The organism is Myceligenerans cantabricum, assembly GCF_054777735.1.
The window spans coordinates 913,203-927,645 of the sequence record NZ_BAAHAJ010000009.1; the positions used below are offsets into that span (position 1 = coordinate 913,203).

Sequence of the window (14,443 nt, forward strand, 5' to 3'; positions counted from 1 at the left end):
GGGTGCGTCAATGCTTTCGCGCTAGTTTCACCCGCGGCTCCTGCTTCCGTGCGGGAGGCGCGCCGGAACACGAGAGCGACGAGAATGGCCGGATGATCGAGCTCGACGGCACCGCGAGGCCGGCGGACGTGGCCGCCGTCGCCGCCGGTGCGACCGCACACGTACCTGACGACGCCGTCGGCAAGGTGGCCCGGGCGCACACCCTGGCAGGGCGGCTGAGCGCGGACGTGCCCACCTACGGCCGGACGACGGGCGTGGGGGCGAACAAGGGCGCCGTCGTCGGCGACGACGAGCACGGCCTCCGGCTCCTGCGCAGCCATGCCACGGACGCCGGGCCCCCGATGCCCGCCCGTGCGGTGCGCGCGATGCTCGCGGTACGGCTCAACCAGCTCTGCGCGGCCGGGTCGGGAGTGGACCCCGTGGTGCTGCGCGCGGTCGAACGCATGCTGAACGACGACGCCCTGCCCGCCGTCCGCACGTACGCCTCCGTCGGGACCGGCGACCTGAGTGCCCTCGCCGGCACCGCCCTGACGCTCATGGGTGAGCGCCCCGCCACCCGGCCGCTCGCGCCGACGGCACCGTGGGGCACGGACAGCGCGCTACCGTTCATCAGCTCGAGCGCGCTCACCATCGGCCGTGCCTGCCTCGCGGCCGACGAGCTCGACCGGCTCGACCGCGCCGCCGCCGTCGTGTACGCGCTCGGCCTCCGAGGGCTCGACGGGAACCCGTCGCCCCTCTCGCCCGCGGCCGTGCGGGCCGCTGCCTCACCCGGGGTCGGCGTCGTGGCGGAGCGTGTGCGGCGGCTGCTGGGGGCTCCGGAGCCGGGGACGCCGGAGCCGGAAGGGCCGGAGGGGCCGGAGCCGAGTGCGCCGGAGCGTGCCGAGGTGTGCCCGGAGTGGCACCCGGCGTGGCACCCGGCGAGGATCCAGGACTCCTTCGGCCTGCGGACGTTCCCTGTCGGTCAGGGAGCCGTCACGCACGCGCTCGACGTGCTGACGGGACAGGCCGGCCGCCTGATGGGCGCCGCGCAGGAGAACCCGCTGTTCGACCTCTCCGGTGCGGAGGTGGTCCACCACGGCGGCTTCCACCAGGTGGCGCTCGGGCTCGCGCTCGACGCGTGCAACCTGGCGGTCGCCCAGAGCGGCCCCCTCGTGACGGCCCGGATCGGGATGTTCAACGAACCCGGCCTCACCGGGCTCCGACCCTTCCTCGCGACCGGTCCGGAGGGCGCGTCCGGGCTGATGGCGGTCGAGTTCGTGGCCGCCGGCGCGCTCGCCGAGCTGCGGGCGTCCGCCCAGCCCGCGTCTCTCGGGTCCGCGGTGCTCTCCCGGGGCACGGAGGAGGACGCCAGCTTCGCGCCCCAGGCCGTCGTCCAGGCCGAGCGGGCCGTCGCGGCCTACCGCACGCTGCTGGCCTGCGAGCTCGTCGGGGCGGTACGGCTGCTGCGCCGGCGAGGCCTCGACCTGCCGGCGGGCCCGCTGCGCGACGCGCTGGCCCTGGCCGACGCCCTCCCGGACGACGACGCGGACCGCGACCTGCGCGACGACCTCGAGATCGCGCAGCACCTGCTCGACGGGCTCGCGCGGCTCGCACCGCCGCCGTCGCCGTCCGCGGGCTCCGGCTCCTAGTCCCGCGCCCGGACTGGTCATCGAGTCGGCCCGGCGAGGCAGACCAAGTCGGTGGACAGCGGGAACGCCATCGACACCGCAAGTTTCGCCGAACTGTCCACACAAGTGCAGTGGCACGGTCCCGTGGCCGCCACTCGTGGCGCCACCCCCTCTTCAGCGACGCGACTTCGGCTGCTTCGGCTGCTTCGGCTGCTTCGGCTGCTTCGGCTGCTTCGGCTGCTTCGGCTGCTTCGGACAGCAGACCGCGCGACGCCGCGCTTCCAGGAGTGATCATGAGACGTACCGCATTCTCGTCGGCACTGGTTCTCCTCGTTGCCGCGATGCTCCCCGCCAGCTCGGCGCCGCACCCGCCGGACGCGGGTGCGTGGGGCTCGATCCTCGCGGAGCGCGCGGCGGATTCCACCGACGTCTACCACCCCTTCCCGGAGTCACTGACCTCCGCGATGCCGTCGACCCGCTATCTCGCCGGCTCGGATGCCGGCATCACCCTGTCGCACGCCGTCGTCTCCGGCCGATTCGTCCACAGGGAGCCGGGGACCGCGGAGGTGTGGCCCGAAGGCTCCGACGCCGGCGTCCCCGTCGCCTGGGACGGCGAGGCCGACACCCGAACACTCGACCTCGTGTTCGACATCGATCACGTCCTGGACCTCCGTGCCGGTGTCTCGGTCGACGACACGACCACCGTCTCGATCCGTGTCGACGGGGACGAGTCGGCCGGGGCGGTCGCCGCCGGCCTCCTGCGACTCGGTGAGGGCGAGAGCTGCCTCGTGTTCCTGCGACCGGGCGTGGACGGCGGCTGGACCGTCGCTCTCGACTCGGCACTGATCGGCGTCGTCTCGGCAGACGGCTCCCTGCGGATGCCCGTCCTCGACGAAGCCGCGGAGTCGGATCCCGCGGGAGAGCTGGCCGCGATCGTCATCGATGCCACAACTCTTGGGGAGATCACGACCGCCGCCGCCGCCGACCGCGAGATCGACCTGCTCGCCGAGTAGTCCCCTCCAGTCCCGCACGGCCGACGCGGAGACCGTCACCGTCGACACGGGCGCCCCTGCGGGCGCCCTCTTGCGGGAGAGACGCCGACGGGACGCCTGTGGATAGATAGGTTATGAACAGATTCTGACATCAAATGGCATGTCGAACGAATGTTCGCTAGCGTCGGTCGTGGCGGCGCGGAGTGCGTCGGTTCCGGTCGGGAGGCACGAGGGCGGGGGTGAGTACGAATGCCGACGAGCTGGCGCACGGCGGCTGGCGGTGGCCGTCCCGTCGAAGGGCTGCTCGCCGACCTGGAGTCCCTGGCCACCGAGCTGATCGCGGTCGTGGGTCCCGAAGCCCTGGAGGCCGATCCTGCTCGCGGTGGTCCCGATGCCGTGGCGACGCTGGTGAACGCCTCAGTGCGCCTGCGGACGGTCAGCCACCGGCTGGATGTGCTGCGGACGACGTTCCTGCCCCTGATCGACGACGCCGGGCTGTGGGCCCTGACCGGTGCGCGCACGTTCGCGACCTGGCTGGCGGCGACCGAGCAGGTCGGCAGGGCGACTGCGCGGCGTGAGGTGCGCACGGCGACGGTGCTGCGCGACGTGCTGCCCGCAGCATGCGAGGCTGCGCTGGACGGCAGGATCGGGGCGGAACACCTCCGCGCGATGGTGGACGTCGCGCCCACCAGCCAGGCACGCAGGGACGCACTGGCCGCTCCCACCATCGATGAGCCGTTCGACGACGAGCGCGACGGTGGCGACGGCGGTGACCGCGACAGCGGGCACGACGACGGCCACGCCGAGAGGCACGACGAGAATCGCGACGAGAATCGCGACGGCGGCGAGAGCCGCGACGAGAATCGGCACGTCCAGGGCACGGACGCCACGGGTGGCACGAACACCGGAGCCGCCTCGGGCGGGGCCGCGGACCCGGACACGATCGGCGGTGACGACGTGGCGACCGGTCGTTCGCGCGTGCCCACGTGGGAAGACCAGCTACTCGCGTGGGCTGATGGGCGCCAGGCTGAGGACTTCCGCGGGCTGGTGCGGTACTTTGCGCATCGCGCCGACCCCGAGGCGGACGAGCGCGGACTGAGGAAGGCCCGGGACAAGGAGTACCTGAACGTCTCGCCGACGATGGACGGCTTCCACGTGGCGGGCTTCCTGACCCCGGAGCACGGTGAGCTGGTCACGACAGCCGTGGGCTCCGTGATGGGCGCGCCGGCGGCGCAGGACGACCGCACCCCCGGGCAGCGGCGCGCCCAGGGGCTGGCGGACCTCGCGAGGATCGCGCTGGACAACGGGCACACGGGAACGGGCGCGGCAGTACGTCCGCATCTGAACGTCGCCGTGTCCTGGACCGAGCTGCGGCGTCTGACCCACCCGACGGACCGGACGCCCGGCACGGCGGACGGCGCCCTCTTCGGCGCCCACGGGCAGATCGGCCCGCCGGAGCGGTGTCCGGGCGGTCCGGTGCCGACACCGGCGGTGGTCGCGGGCACCAACACCCCTGTGCCGACAAGCCTGCTGCGGCGGATCACCTGTGACTGCGAGGCCACTCGGATCGTGTTCGGTCCGGACGGAGCCGTGCTGGACGTCGGGCGTGCCCGGCGCACGGTGACCGGGCCGATGCGGCGCGCGGTCATCGCGCGCGACAAGCACTGCGTGTGGCCGGGCTGCGACCAGCCGCCCGCACGCTGCGAGGTCCACCACGCGGTCCGCCACTGGGCCGACGGCGGCCACACCTCGGCCGACAACGCCGCGCTCCTGTGCTGGCACCACCACGACCTCGTCGACGGTCAGCACATCACCATGCGCTGGGCCGGTGATGTGAGCGGCACCCGCCACTCGGGCTGGTCCCTGACCGACCGGAACGGCCGCGAGATCACCCTCGCGGGCCGGCAACCAGAACCTGCGGAAGAGAGCAGCGCCCGGCCACGAGACGCTTGCACCGACAGGCCCTCCGCCGAGCTGCCGCGCGGGAGCTCTCCCGGTACCGCCACGGCCGCCGGTCGGCGCGGCGCGAGTCGTCCCCGTGAGCTCGCCGCTTGACGTGCGGCGCGGTCCGCGGGCCTCACCGCCGCGGGCATCACCCCAGGAACGGGTTGGTCGCCAGCTCCCGCTCGACCGTCGTCGCCGGCCCGTGGCCCGGGACAACGGCGAGCCCGGGGTCCAGGTGCCCGACGACGTCGCGCAGCGTCGCACGCATCGTCGCGCCGTCGCCGCCGGGCAGGTCGGTGCGTCCGATCGACCCGGCGAACAAGACGTCGCCGACGAAGGCGATGCCCGACGGCGCACCGCTCGACCCGGCGCCCTGCGCAGCGGAACCCGGCGCCACAGGACTGGCCGGGCCACCGCCCGGCCACGGCACCTCCGCGCCCCGCCCCGGCACCTCCGCGCCCGGCCCCGGCACGTCCGCGCCCGGCCCCGGCAGTTCCGGCAGCCCCAGCAGATAGAGCGTGGATCCTTCCGTGTGACCCGGCGCGTGCACGGCCCGCAGGGTCAACACGCCGAACCTGAGGTCCACGGAGCCGCCGCTCGTCTCCAGGACCTCCACGCGCACGGGAGCCCGGTAGGTCTCCGGGGCGAACCCGAGACCGGCCAGCTCCTGACCGAGCGCGCTCGTCACGGCCGCCTCTCCCCCGCGGCCGACCAGGGTGCCGAACGGGTCGTCGATCCGGTACGCGTCGGCGGCGTGCAGCCGCAGCGGCACGCCGTACCGCTCGCACAGCTCGGCCGCGTCCCACGTGTGGTCCACGTGTCCGTGGGTGGCCAGGACCGCGCGAGGGCGGAGCCCTTGCTCCTCGACCACCCGCGCGACGCCGTCGGCCACGCCCGCTCCGGCGTCGACGATCACGCAGTCCCGCGGTCCGGCGTCCGCGTCACCGGCCGCCACGACGCAGCAGTTCGTCCCGAACACGGGCGCGACGACGACATGGACCTGGGCAGGGACGCTCATCGGGACACCGTACGACACCCTCGCGCAGCGGCCCGGGGATGCCCGTGCGCCCACCCGAAGATCACCCGGAGGTCCCCCGGAATCTGCCCGGTGACCTGCGAAGACGAGCGGGGGAGATTCTTGGTGCCGCCGCTGCGCGGTGAGACAATGACGTATGCGGATCGGAACGATCGACGAACTCTTCGACACCCTCGACCGGACCATCGCCGCGCACGAACGTGGCGACCGCACCCGCGCCGACGCCGCGGGATTCTGGGAGCGGCTCCTGCGCGACGAGGACCACCCGCTCCACACCGACCTTCCCGACGAGCCGCTCGTCGACTGGCACGAGCGCGGCCTGCTCGCCGACGTCGACGGCGCCCGGGTCCTCGACGTGGGCTGCGGCAACGGACGCAACGGGCGCTGGCTCGCCGAGCGCGGCGCGCACGTCGTCGGCGTCGACCTCGCCGCGGCCGTCCTCGACGAGGTGCGCCCGACGCTCCCGGACCGTATGGCGGTCCACGCCCTCGACATCCTGCGCGAACCGCTCCCGGGCGGGCCGTTCGACCTGATCTACGACTCCGGCTGCTTCCACCACCTCGCACCGCACCGCCGCATCACCTACCTCCAGCGGATCCTGCCGCTCCTGAGATTCGGCGGCCGCTACGCGATCGTCGCCTTCTCACAGGAGCGTCAGCCCAGCCCGGGCGACCGTGAGGTTCTCGCGACGGGCGACACCGCGGGCGGGACGGCGTTCACGCTGGAGGACCTGGAGCGGATCTTCGCGAACCTGCGGCCCGTCGAGGTACGCGCCGTACGGCCTGAGGTCAACGGCACGCTGGGCGCCGACTTCCTCAACGCCGGCCTGTTCCGCCGCTGACCCGCACGGCAGCCCGGCCCGATGTCGCAAAGTGGACGAATCGCGCCTAAATCTCGGTAGGCTCCCGCTCACAGCCGAGGAGCCGCCATGAGCATGCCGCGCGTCCTGGATCGCGCACCGTTCAGATACCTCAAGATCGTGGTGCGCTCGGTCACCTACACGATCGCCGCCGTCATGAGCTCGGCGTTCGTCGAGACGCTCAGCTCCGGGCAGTTCCTCACCGATGCCGCGTTCTGGCTCGCGGTACTCGCCGTCCTGGCCCCCGAGGTCCTCATCCAGCTCGGGCAGGGCAGCACGGCGAGAGCGCGCCTGCAGCAGACGCGCAGCGCCGTCGCGATCGTCTACGACACGCACGACCGGTACGTGGGGCTCGGCGTCGTCGTGACTCCCCGGCGCGTGCTGGTCCCCCGCCGCGTCACCTCGCCCGGCCCGGCCCCGCAGCCGCCCGGCCTCGCTCTGCAACCTTCCGTCCCGGCCCCGCGGGAGCCCGGACCGGCCGCGCAGCAGCCGGCCCCCTCCCCGCAGCAGCCGGCCCCCTCCCCGCAGCCTTCCGTGTTCCGGGTGGCCTTTCCCCTGATCGAGGCCGCCGCGAGCCCGTGGGACTTCCAGCGCACGGTCCGCCACGTCGGCGGCGACGACCACGGCATGATCGCGGCGCTCGACGTGCCCGACGGCGAGCGCCTCCCCCGCCGCGTCCTCCCGTTCCGCCTCACGACGCCGAGCGCGGGCACCGCCGTCCACGTGTTCGGCCGCCCGGGCGGCGGCACCCCGTGGGGGACGGCCGCGCTCAGCGGCCGTGTCGAGCTCAGCGACGACCGCGTCACGATCCTGGTCGCCCTGAACCCTGGCACGGCGGTCCCCGAGGACGCCGACTACGCGGGCGCGCCCGTCGTGGACGACGAGTCCGGCCGCCTGCTCGGCATCCTCGACGTCGCCCCCGCACCGGGCGCGACGGCGCTCGCCGGGCGCTCCGCGCCGAGCTTCGCCACCCTCAACGTGCCCGCGCCCCGGCTGGTGCGGGCCACCCGGACCGTCGTCTCCGGCGTCGACCTGTGGGCGACGCTCCGGGTCGCGCGCGTCCGCACGTGGGCGAACCGCAACCGCCGCGGCCTCACGACCGCGGCCGTCGTCGTGCTCACGGTGGCCGTCACCCTGTGGGGCGTGTCGGCGAGCCGGCTGCTCCCGCCCTGGCTCACCCCGGGCCCCGACGACTGCGTCGCCCTGAACGTCAGCAGCTCCACCGAGAAGGACGAGATCGTCGCCGAGCTGGCGGCCGAGTTCTCGCGATCCCGGTACGTCGGGCTCGGTTGTGTCGACGTCCGCGTCCACGGGCTCACCTCGGGCGCGACGACGGAGGCGCTGGCAGGGGGCTGGGACGGCCGGGTGATCCGGGAGCACGTCGGGCCGGGCCAGTCCGTGACGCCGCCGCAGCCGGACGTGTGGCTGCCGACGTCGTCCCTGTGGCACGGCCTGCTGGCCGACGAGCAGGCGCCCGAGTTCACCACGCTCGGGCCGGTGACCGCGAGCGTCATGGCGGTCGCCGTCCCCGAGTCACGGCTCGGCACGTGGCCCGAGGTGTCGTGGGCGGCGATCCACGAGAAGGCGGTCTCCGCGCGCGACGACGACGTCCTGCTCGGCCGGGACAACCCGCTCTGGTCGACCTCGGGCCTGGCCGAGACCGTCGCCGTGTACGACGCCGCCGTCGGCGCCACCCGGGGCCGCCGGCAGCCGGTGACGACGGACCTGCTCCGCGACCCCGACGCCATCGGGTGGGTGCGGTCGCTCGAAGGGTCCTCACGGATCCACAGCACCGAGGCCACCCTCTACCTGGAGAACCTCTACTGCGGCGCGGTGCCCCCGGTCGACGCCGTCGTGATCGAGGAACAGCTCGCCTTCCAGTACAACCGCGGCCGGCCTGCGGGCCGCCCCGCGCCGTGCCCCGGCACGCCCGCGCCGCCCGGCGCGGACGACCCGCTCGTCGCGCTCCAGCCGTCCGAGGGGACGGTGCGGCTGGACCACCCGTTCCTGGTGCGCACCGGGCTGAGCGCGGACCAACGGCGGGCCGCGGAGCGGTTCCACGCCTTCCTGGCGCACGAGGACCAGCAGGAAAGGTTCCACGCCGAGGGCTTCCGCGACCGGGACGACGCGACGGCGACGACCGCCACGCTGCGCGGCGCCGTCGGGGCGGAGCCGGCCCGGCTCGTCTCCCTGCCCACGACCGACGTCGTCCGGACCATGCGCTACGGCTGGAAGGGCTTCACCCAGCGGGCGCAGGTCGTCGTCCTGGTGGACGACTCCCCCTCCATGGCGGGTGCCCCGCTGGAGGGGGCCGTGGCCACGACCTGCCAGATCGTCGCACGCCTCGGTGCCGACGACGAGGTCGCCGTGTGGTCCCTCGCCGCGGCCCGCGCCGACCGCCCAGGCCTCGAACGGGCCGATGACGGCGGCGCGGGCGGCCTCTGCGACCCGGTCGGGGCCGCCCCGGACCCGGCCTGGCGGGACGCGCTGCCCGTGTCGACGGGCCGGGGGGACGGGACCGCGCTGCTCGACGCGATCGGCGACGCCCACGTCTACCTGGGCGAGCGGGTTCCCGCGACCGCCGAGGACGAGCGGGTCCAGGCGGTCGTCGTCATCACCGACGGGCACGAAGGCTCGCCTCCGGGGCGGCCGGTGGACGAGGTGACCGCGCGTGGGAGGGCCGTGGACGAGGCCCTGGACGCCCTCGCCGCGGTGGAGCGCCCGGTCCGGGTCTATCCCGTCGCGGCAGGTCACGAGCCGGACCACTGCCTGCTCGCCCGCATCGAGGACGAGACCAGGGCCCGTCCGTCGCTCGCGGCGTCCGGCGCGGGCGGGATCGACGACCTGATGCTCGCGGTCTTCAGCAACGTCGGCGGCCTCGGCAGCCCGGGCGACCTCCCCACGCTCCGCGACGACGCCCTGCCGGCGGCGACCCAGGCCTGCGCCGGCTGACCCCGCCACCGCGGCGACCCCGCCACCGCGGCGACGCGGCAGCCGCGCCCGTCCCGGCCCCGTCAGTCAGGGACGGGGCGTCAGCCGAGGGCGGCTGCGACCCGCTCACGCAGCTCGGGCACGACGTCGGTCAGGAACCACGGGTTGCGGGCCTGCCAGCGGAAGTTCAGCGGGGACGGGTGCACGACCGGGACGACCCCGGGCAGGTGGTCACGGAACGCGCGGACGGTGTCGGTGAGCGTGCGCCCGGCCCGGGCGCCGAGGTAGTGCGCCTGGGCATAGCTCCCGACCAGGACCGTGAGCCGGACGCCGGGCATGAGCTCCAGCAGCGGCGGGTGCCACCGCTCCGCGAAACCCTTGCGGGGCGGCAGGTCCCCGCTCGCCCCCTTGCCCGGGTAGAAGAAGTCCATCGGCAGCAGGGCGAACCGGTCCGGGTCCCGGAACTGCGGCTCGGTCACGCCGAGCCAGTCCATCAGCTTCTTGCCACTGGCGTCGTTCCAGGCCAGGCCACTCTCCTGCGCCTTCCGCCCCGGCGCCTGCCCGACCACGACGACCCGGGCCCCCGCACCCGCCTGGTACAGCGGCTCGTACCCGAGCTCGCGGGCCGCGGAGCTCTCGGCGTCGCCGACGATCGCCTGCCGGATGGACTCGAAGGTCGCGGCGCTCATGGGTGCCAGTATCCGGCCGACGTCACCAGGGAAGCGATCCGAGCCGCGATGCGCCGGGATCTTCTGGTGTGACGCCGTATCGGTGTGGGATGGAACCTATGGCCATCTGGCCGCGTGGTGTAGGACTGACCGGGTGAGACAGCTCCCGCCGGATGAGTACCACGCCAATCTCCCGCGAAAGCGGATCGGAGCCGGCGTCCTGCTGCGAGGCACTGGCGACAGGATCGTCGCGATCAAGCCTTCCTACAAGAGTGGTCTGGAGATACCCGGTGGGGTGGTGGAGTCCGGCGAGGCCCCCTGGGTCGCCGCGGAGCGAGAGCTCCGGGAGGAGCTCGGCATCGTCCGTCACGGCATGCCGCTGCTCGTGGTGGACTACGTCCCGGAGTCGGTGGAGGGCGTCCCGGAAGGGCTCCTGTGGATCTTCGACGGCGGCTGGCTCACCTCCACGGAAGAGGCTGACCTGCGGGGAACCGACGAGGAGGTGGAATCGGTCGCCCTCTACGAGGTCGACGACGCCACCCGCCGCATGACGCCTTGGCTCGGCCTCCGCGTCGGGCTCGCCGTCGGGACAGCCAGGTACGGGACCATCGCGCCCGTGGTGTCGGAGATGGGCCGCGAGCGGTACGTCCGGCCGCAAGGTCACCGGCCTCTCCCGAGAGCGGGACAGCGGAGCAGGTTGGACCGAAGAATGATCAGTGGGCTGTCGTAGCGGCCTTCGAAAACGAAGCAACACCGACATGTGTTACTTGAATGCGCTCTGGTAATTTAAGGTCAGCCTGTGCATATCGCAGCGACGCTTTCGGGAGACGCTCCCAACCAGGACCGGTACATCGTCGGCGAGGGTTTCGCCGCGGTGCTCGACGGATCGACGTCGGTCGCCGGAGACCGGTCCCACGACCCGGGATGGTATGCCGAGCAGCTGGGAGAAGCGCTGCAGCACCTCCTGCCCGGCGACGAGTCCGTCGCCGAGGCCGTCAGGAGAGCGATCGCCCAGGTGCAAGATTCCGCAGGGCTGGTCGCCGAGACGAGCCCCACCAGCACCGTCGCCGTGGCGCGCTGGAACGACAACGACGTCGAGACCTACACGCTGTGCGACAGCACCGTCGTGATCCTGAACAGTGATGGCAGCGAACGCGCGCACACCGACGACCGGGCCGCCGAGGCCGTCGCGGAGCATCGAGCCGCCTACAAGGCACATCTGGAAGCCGGCCACGGGTATGACGAGAGACTCCGGGAGATCCTGCTGGCCCTGCAGAAAGAACTCGCCCGCCGCCGCAACCAGCCCGACGGGTACTGGGTGGCCGGTGCGGACCCGGCGGCCGCGCTGCACGGAAAGGTCCGCGCCTACAAGCGGTCCGACGTCGACGGAGTGATCCTCGCGACCGACGGCGTCGCCCTGGAGCGGCACCCGTGGGTGGCAACCTGGCGCGGCCTCTACGCGGAGGCCCGCAGGCACGGCGCGGACAGCCTGCTGCGCGACCTGTACTCCGCGGAGAAGGACGACTCCGACGGGGTCCGGTGGTGGCGCTCGAAGCGCCACGACGACAAGACCCTCGTCGTCGTCCCCCTTCGCTGACGCGCTACCGCTCGGAGGACGGGGCGGGAGCACGACTGATGCCGATCGACGCCGCCTCCTCCCGGAGGCTCCGGGCCGTGGCCACACGACCGGCTTTCTCCAGGAGCACCGCGGCGCGCTCGAGGGCCGACCGGAACCCGCTCAGGAAGAGCAGCGATCTCATCCCCTCGGCACGGCGGCGCCGGTAGAGATCGAGGGACTCGGCGAAGACGTCGAGCGCGGCGGCGTCAAGCCCTTCGTCCGCCAGGGACGCCGCACTGCTGCCCAGGCTCCAGGCAAGATTCGGTTCGAATCGCCGGGCCGGGAAGTTCGTCACCAGCTCACGGTAGATGTTGACCGCCTCCCGATGGGCGGCCCGTGAGTCGTCGAACCGTCCGACGTGCGCATAGGACGTGGCGATGTTGGTCAGAGAGCGCGCGAGCCCGGACAGGTGCCGCTCGGGGACGCGGACGACGAGGCTTCGCCAGAGCGCCGTCGCTTCGTCATGGATGTCGAGCGCCTCGTCCGACCTCCCGAAACTCTCCGCGGACACACCGAGGTCCCCCAGCGCGTAAGCCAGGTCGGGCTCATAGCGGCTGGTCGTCCGTGCGTCCAGCCGGCGCCAGATCGACAGCGCCTCGAGGAAGGCCTCCCGAGCCGCGGGAAGGTCACCGAGATCCACGAGGCAACGCCCGACCGATCCGAGCGTCCGGGCCAGCTCCGCGGTGTGGAGCTCGCTCTGCTCCGCGAGGACGCGCCAGATGGCGAGCCCCTCACGGTGGGTGGTGAGGGCGAAGTCCGACTGCCCGCGGTCCCGGTAGGAGATCCCCAGGCTCCGCAACGAACGGGCGAGCTCGGGCCCGTACCGGTCCTGCGGCGCCCTGGCGCGGCCCTCCCACCGCCGTACCGCCTCCCGGCGCACCATGAGAGCCTCTTCGTAGCGACCGAGCGAGGCGTAGGAATCGCCCAGGCTGTCGAGGGAGCGCACGAGACGCGACCCGTATCGGCGCAGGTCCCGTGCGGCGAGCACACGATAGGCCTGCACGGCACGCTCCCGTGCGGTGAGCGCCTCGCGGAAGTGGCCCAGCGTGTGCTCCCAGTTCCCCAGGACGTAGTGGGCGTGCGCGGTGTGCTCGGGGGTCGTGATGCGAGAGCCCCAGGAGAGGCAGGCGTAGAGCCGCTCGGCGAGCCGGTGCCCCACCGCATGCAGCGAGCTCGGGGGATCAGGCCAAGGGACCACCTCGTGCACCGCGGCGATCAGGGACCGGCGTGCCGGGAGGCGTTCGACGAGCTCCAGGGCGAGCAGCGCGACGTCGTCGCCCCACCGTGGTTCACCCCCGCGCAGTGAGCGCGTGCCAGGCGTCCCGCCGCCGTGACGAGCCGGATCCGATGCCGCACGGGTCAGGATGATCATGGCCCGGACCGCCTGACGCGCGTTCAGACCCTGCAGCAGGACCGCACGCCGCTCGGCACTCGCGAACCGGCGGGCGTCGGCACCCGCGTCGGCCGCGGCGAGCGCCGAGACCGCCAGGTGCTCGGCGAGCCGGTCCGGATGGAGGCTGCCCAGCCAGCTGGGCGTACCGGGATGGTCGCCGGGATCGGGCGGCGGGTACTGCTCGCGCAGCCAGCGCGCGGCGGCAGCGGGGTCGGGTGCGGCGTCATGCGTGCACAGTCGTGCCACACGGCGTGCCAGATCCTCGGCCTCGGTCTGGTCGGCAGCCCCCAGGAGGCATCCTGCCGCGACCAGGGTGCGCAGAGTGTGGCTGTCGGTGCGGAGGCCGGCGCGACGCGCGGATCGCTCCCAGTCCCGTGCCTCGTGCCGCAGCAGCTCGTCGAAGACGGCGTGGATGGAGCGTCCGGTCCCGTCCGAGCCCGCCGGGCGTGACTCGCCCTGCTGGCGCAGGACCTGGATCAGGGCGATGGACAGGAGGTCGAGCATGCGAGCGCCCGGCACGGACTCGGGCAGAGGAACGGTCGGCACCGCGATGCCGAGGTGGCCCGAGAAGTCGCGGGCGGCAGCGCGGACGATCGCCTGCTGCTCCGCGAGCAGTCCACCCGCGGCATCCCTGGGCAGGACGCGGGGCGAGAGCTCCAGCGGATCGGCCGCCCCGGCGACGGCACCGACGCCGGGGAGCTGGCAGAGGTCGGTCCACCACTGGCCGCTCTGGCGGGCGAGCAGGAGGACGCGGACGGTTCCGGCGTCGTCGTTGGCGTGCTCCAGGAGGGTGGCGAGCCCGTCGTGGCGGTTCTCGGCGTAGTCCACGACGAACAGGACGGGTGCGTCGCCGTGCCCTTCCCGGAGCACTCCCATGGCCTCTGCCTCGACGCCGGTGCGCAGGTTCCGGCATTCCCAACCCTCGTGCCGCATCGTGGCCTGGAGCTCCTGCGCCAGGCGGGTCTTGCCCACGCCGCCCGGCCCCGTGACGAGTTGCACCCGCAGCGAGTGACCTCCGGGCACGACACCGTCCGTGCACCAGTCACGGAGGTCCCGGAACTCTCGTTCCCGGCCGAGAAAGGTGACGACCTGGCGGTCACCGTCACGGACCGGGGAGAGCAGACGTCCAGGGGCGTCTGCATCGCCCGGAGGACGCACCGCGAGGTTGACGGAGTCGTCCCGGGCCTTCTGATGCTGGACGGCGACGGCCCGGCGGCGGTCGTCGAGCGAGAACCAGCGTTCGACCAGGATGGCACCGAGGCAGCTGCCCACGATCCCCGCCGTGATGATGGTCTGCCGGACCCACTCGGGGACGGACGCGGGAAGGACCGTGGCGACGACGCCTACGACGATCGTCGCGGACCCTGCGAGCCCGTAGACCCACATGCGCCGCAC

At 73.4% G+C, this 14,443-nt stretch carries 10 protein-coding genes; 7 read left to right on the forward strand and 3 right to left on the reverse strand.

What is annotated here, in order from left to right; all coding sequences use genetic code 11:
- Nucleotides 1–92 precede the first annotated feature (92 nt).
- The 3 genes from ACYU96_RS13245 to ACYU96_RS13255 all read left to right on the forward strand — a co-directional run bounded on the left by ACYU96_RS13245 (nucleotide 93) and on the right by ACYU96_RS13255 (nucleotide 4,654).
- Nucleotides 93–1,628, forward strand: coding sequence for an aromatic amino acid ammonia-lyase (locus tag ACYU96_RS13245; protein ID WP_460754055.1), 1,536 nt, complete (start codon nucleotides 93–95; stop codon nucleotides 1,626–1,628).
- A 272-nt stretch (nucleotides 1,629–1,900) separates the two neighbouring features.
- Nucleotides 1,901–2,620, forward strand: coding sequence for a hypothetical protein (locus ACYU96_RS13250; RefSeq protein ID WP_460754058.1), 720 nt, complete (start codon nucleotides 1,901–1,903; stop codon nucleotides 2,618–2,620).
- A gap of 228 nt (nucleotides 2,621–2,848) precedes the next feature.
- A complete protein-coding gene (locus ACYU96_RS13255) occupies nucleotides 2,849–4,654 on the forward strand; it encodes an HNH endonuclease signature motif containing protein (protein WP_460754061.1) in 1,806 nt (601 codons plus the stop codon).
- A 37-nt stretch (nucleotides 4,655–4,691) separates the two neighbouring features.
- Here ACYU96_RS13255 and ACYU96_RS13260 read toward each other — a convergent pair whose 3' ends face one another.
- Nucleotides 4,692–5,561, reverse strand: a complete 870-nt coding sequence (locus ACYU96_RS13260; RefSeq protein WP_460754064.1) for an MBL fold metallo-hydrolase — start codon at nucleotides 5,559–5,561, stop codon at nucleotides 4,692–4,694.
- Between the two features lie 154 nt (nucleotides 5,562–5,715).
- On the opposite strand from ACYU96_RS13260, the gene ACYU96_RS13265 reads away from it, so the two are divergent.
- Both ACYU96_RS13265 and ACYU96_RS13270 read left to right on the forward strand, forming a co-directional pair.
- Nucleotides 5,716–6,420, forward strand: coding sequence for a class I SAM-dependent methyltransferase (locus ACYU96_RS13265; protein WP_460754066.1), 705 nt, complete (start codon nucleotides 5,716–5,718; stop codon nucleotides 6,418–6,420).
- 87 nt (nucleotides 6,421–6,507) lie between these two features.
- Entirely contained in the window at nucleotides 6,508–9,390 is a 2,883-nt protein-coding gene (locus ACYU96_RS13270) for a substrate-binding domain-containing protein (RefSeq protein WP_460754069.1), read from the forward strand.
- A gap of 80 nt (nucleotides 9,391–9,470) precedes the next feature.
- Here ACYU96_RS13270 and ACYU96_RS13275 read toward each other — a convergent pair whose 3' ends face one another.
- Complete coding sequence (locus tag ACYU96_RS13275; protein ID WP_460754072.1) at nucleotides 9,471–10,058, reverse strand: uracil-DNA glycosylase family protein; 588 nt, start codon at nucleotides 10,056–10,058, stop codon at nucleotides 9,471–9,473.
- On the opposite strand from ACYU96_RS13275, the gene ACYU96_RS13280 reads away from it, so the two are divergent.
- Both ACYU96_RS13280 and ACYU96_RS13285 read left to right on the forward strand, forming a co-directional pair.
- Nucleotides 10,033–10,767, forward strand: a complete 735-nt coding sequence (locus ACYU96_RS13280; RefSeq protein ID WP_460754075.1) for an NUDIX domain-containing protein — start codon at nucleotides 10,033–10,035, stop codon at nucleotides 10,765–10,767. The genes ACYU96_RS13275 and ACYU96_RS13280 overlap by 26 nt on opposite strands.
- A 69-nt stretch (nucleotides 10,768–10,836) precedes the next feature.
- Nucleotides 10,837–11,634: a protein phosphatase 2C domain-containing protein gene (locus ACYU96_RS13285; RefSeq protein ID WP_460754078.1), complete on the forward strand. Its 798-nt coding sequence runs from the start codon at nucleotides 10,837–10,839 to the stop codon at nucleotides 11,632–11,634.
- Nucleotides 11,635–11,638: 4 nt separating this feature from the next.
- On the opposite strand, the gene ACYU96_RS13290 is transcribed toward ACYU96_RS13285, so the two are convergent.
- Entirely contained in the window at nucleotides 11,639–14,434 is a 2,796-nt protein-coding gene (locus ACYU96_RS13290; RefSeq protein ID WP_460754081.1) for a tetratricopeptide repeat protein, read from the reverse strand.
- Nucleotides 14,435–14,443: the final 9 nt, after the last annotated feature.

Bases quoted from the DNA above. Each gene is read 5' to 3' on its own strand.
- ACYU96_RS13245 (WP_460754055.1), top strand. From the start codon at position 93: ATGATCGAGCTCGACGGCACCGCGAGGCCGGCGGACGTGGCCGCCGTC.
- ACYU96_RS13250 (WP_460754058.1), top strand. From the start codon at position 1,901: ATGAGACGTACCGCATTCTCGTCGGCACTGGTTCTCCTCGTTGCCGCG.
- ACYU96_RS13255 (WP_460754061.1), top strand. From the start codon at position 2,849: ATGCCGACGAGCTGGCGCACGGCGGCTGGCGGTGGCCGTCCCGTCGAA.
- ACYU96_RS13260 (WP_460754064.1), bottom strand. From the start codon at position 5,561: ATGAGCGTCCCTGCCCAGGTCCATGTCGTCGTCGCGCCCGTGTTCGGG.
- ACYU96_RS13265 (WP_460754066.1), top strand. From the start codon at position 5,716: ATGCGGATCGGAACGATCGACGAACTCTTCGACACCCTCGACCGGACC.
- ACYU96_RS13270 (WP_460754069.1), top strand. From the start codon at position 6,508: ATGAGCATGCCGCGCGTCCTGGATCGCGCACCGTTCAGATACCTCAAG.
- ACYU96_RS13280 (WP_460754075.1), top strand. From the start codon at position 10,033: ATGGACTCGAAGGTCGCGGCGCTCATGGGTGCCAGTATCCGGCCGACG.
- ACYU96_RS13275 (WP_460754072.1), bottom strand. From the start codon at position 10,058: ATGAGCGCCGCGACCTTCGAGTCCATCCGGCAGGCGATCGTCGGCGAC.
- ACYU96_RS13290 (WP_460754081.1), bottom strand. From the start codon at position 14,434: ATGTGGGTCTACGGGCTCGCAGGGTCCGCGACGATCGTCGTAGGCGTC.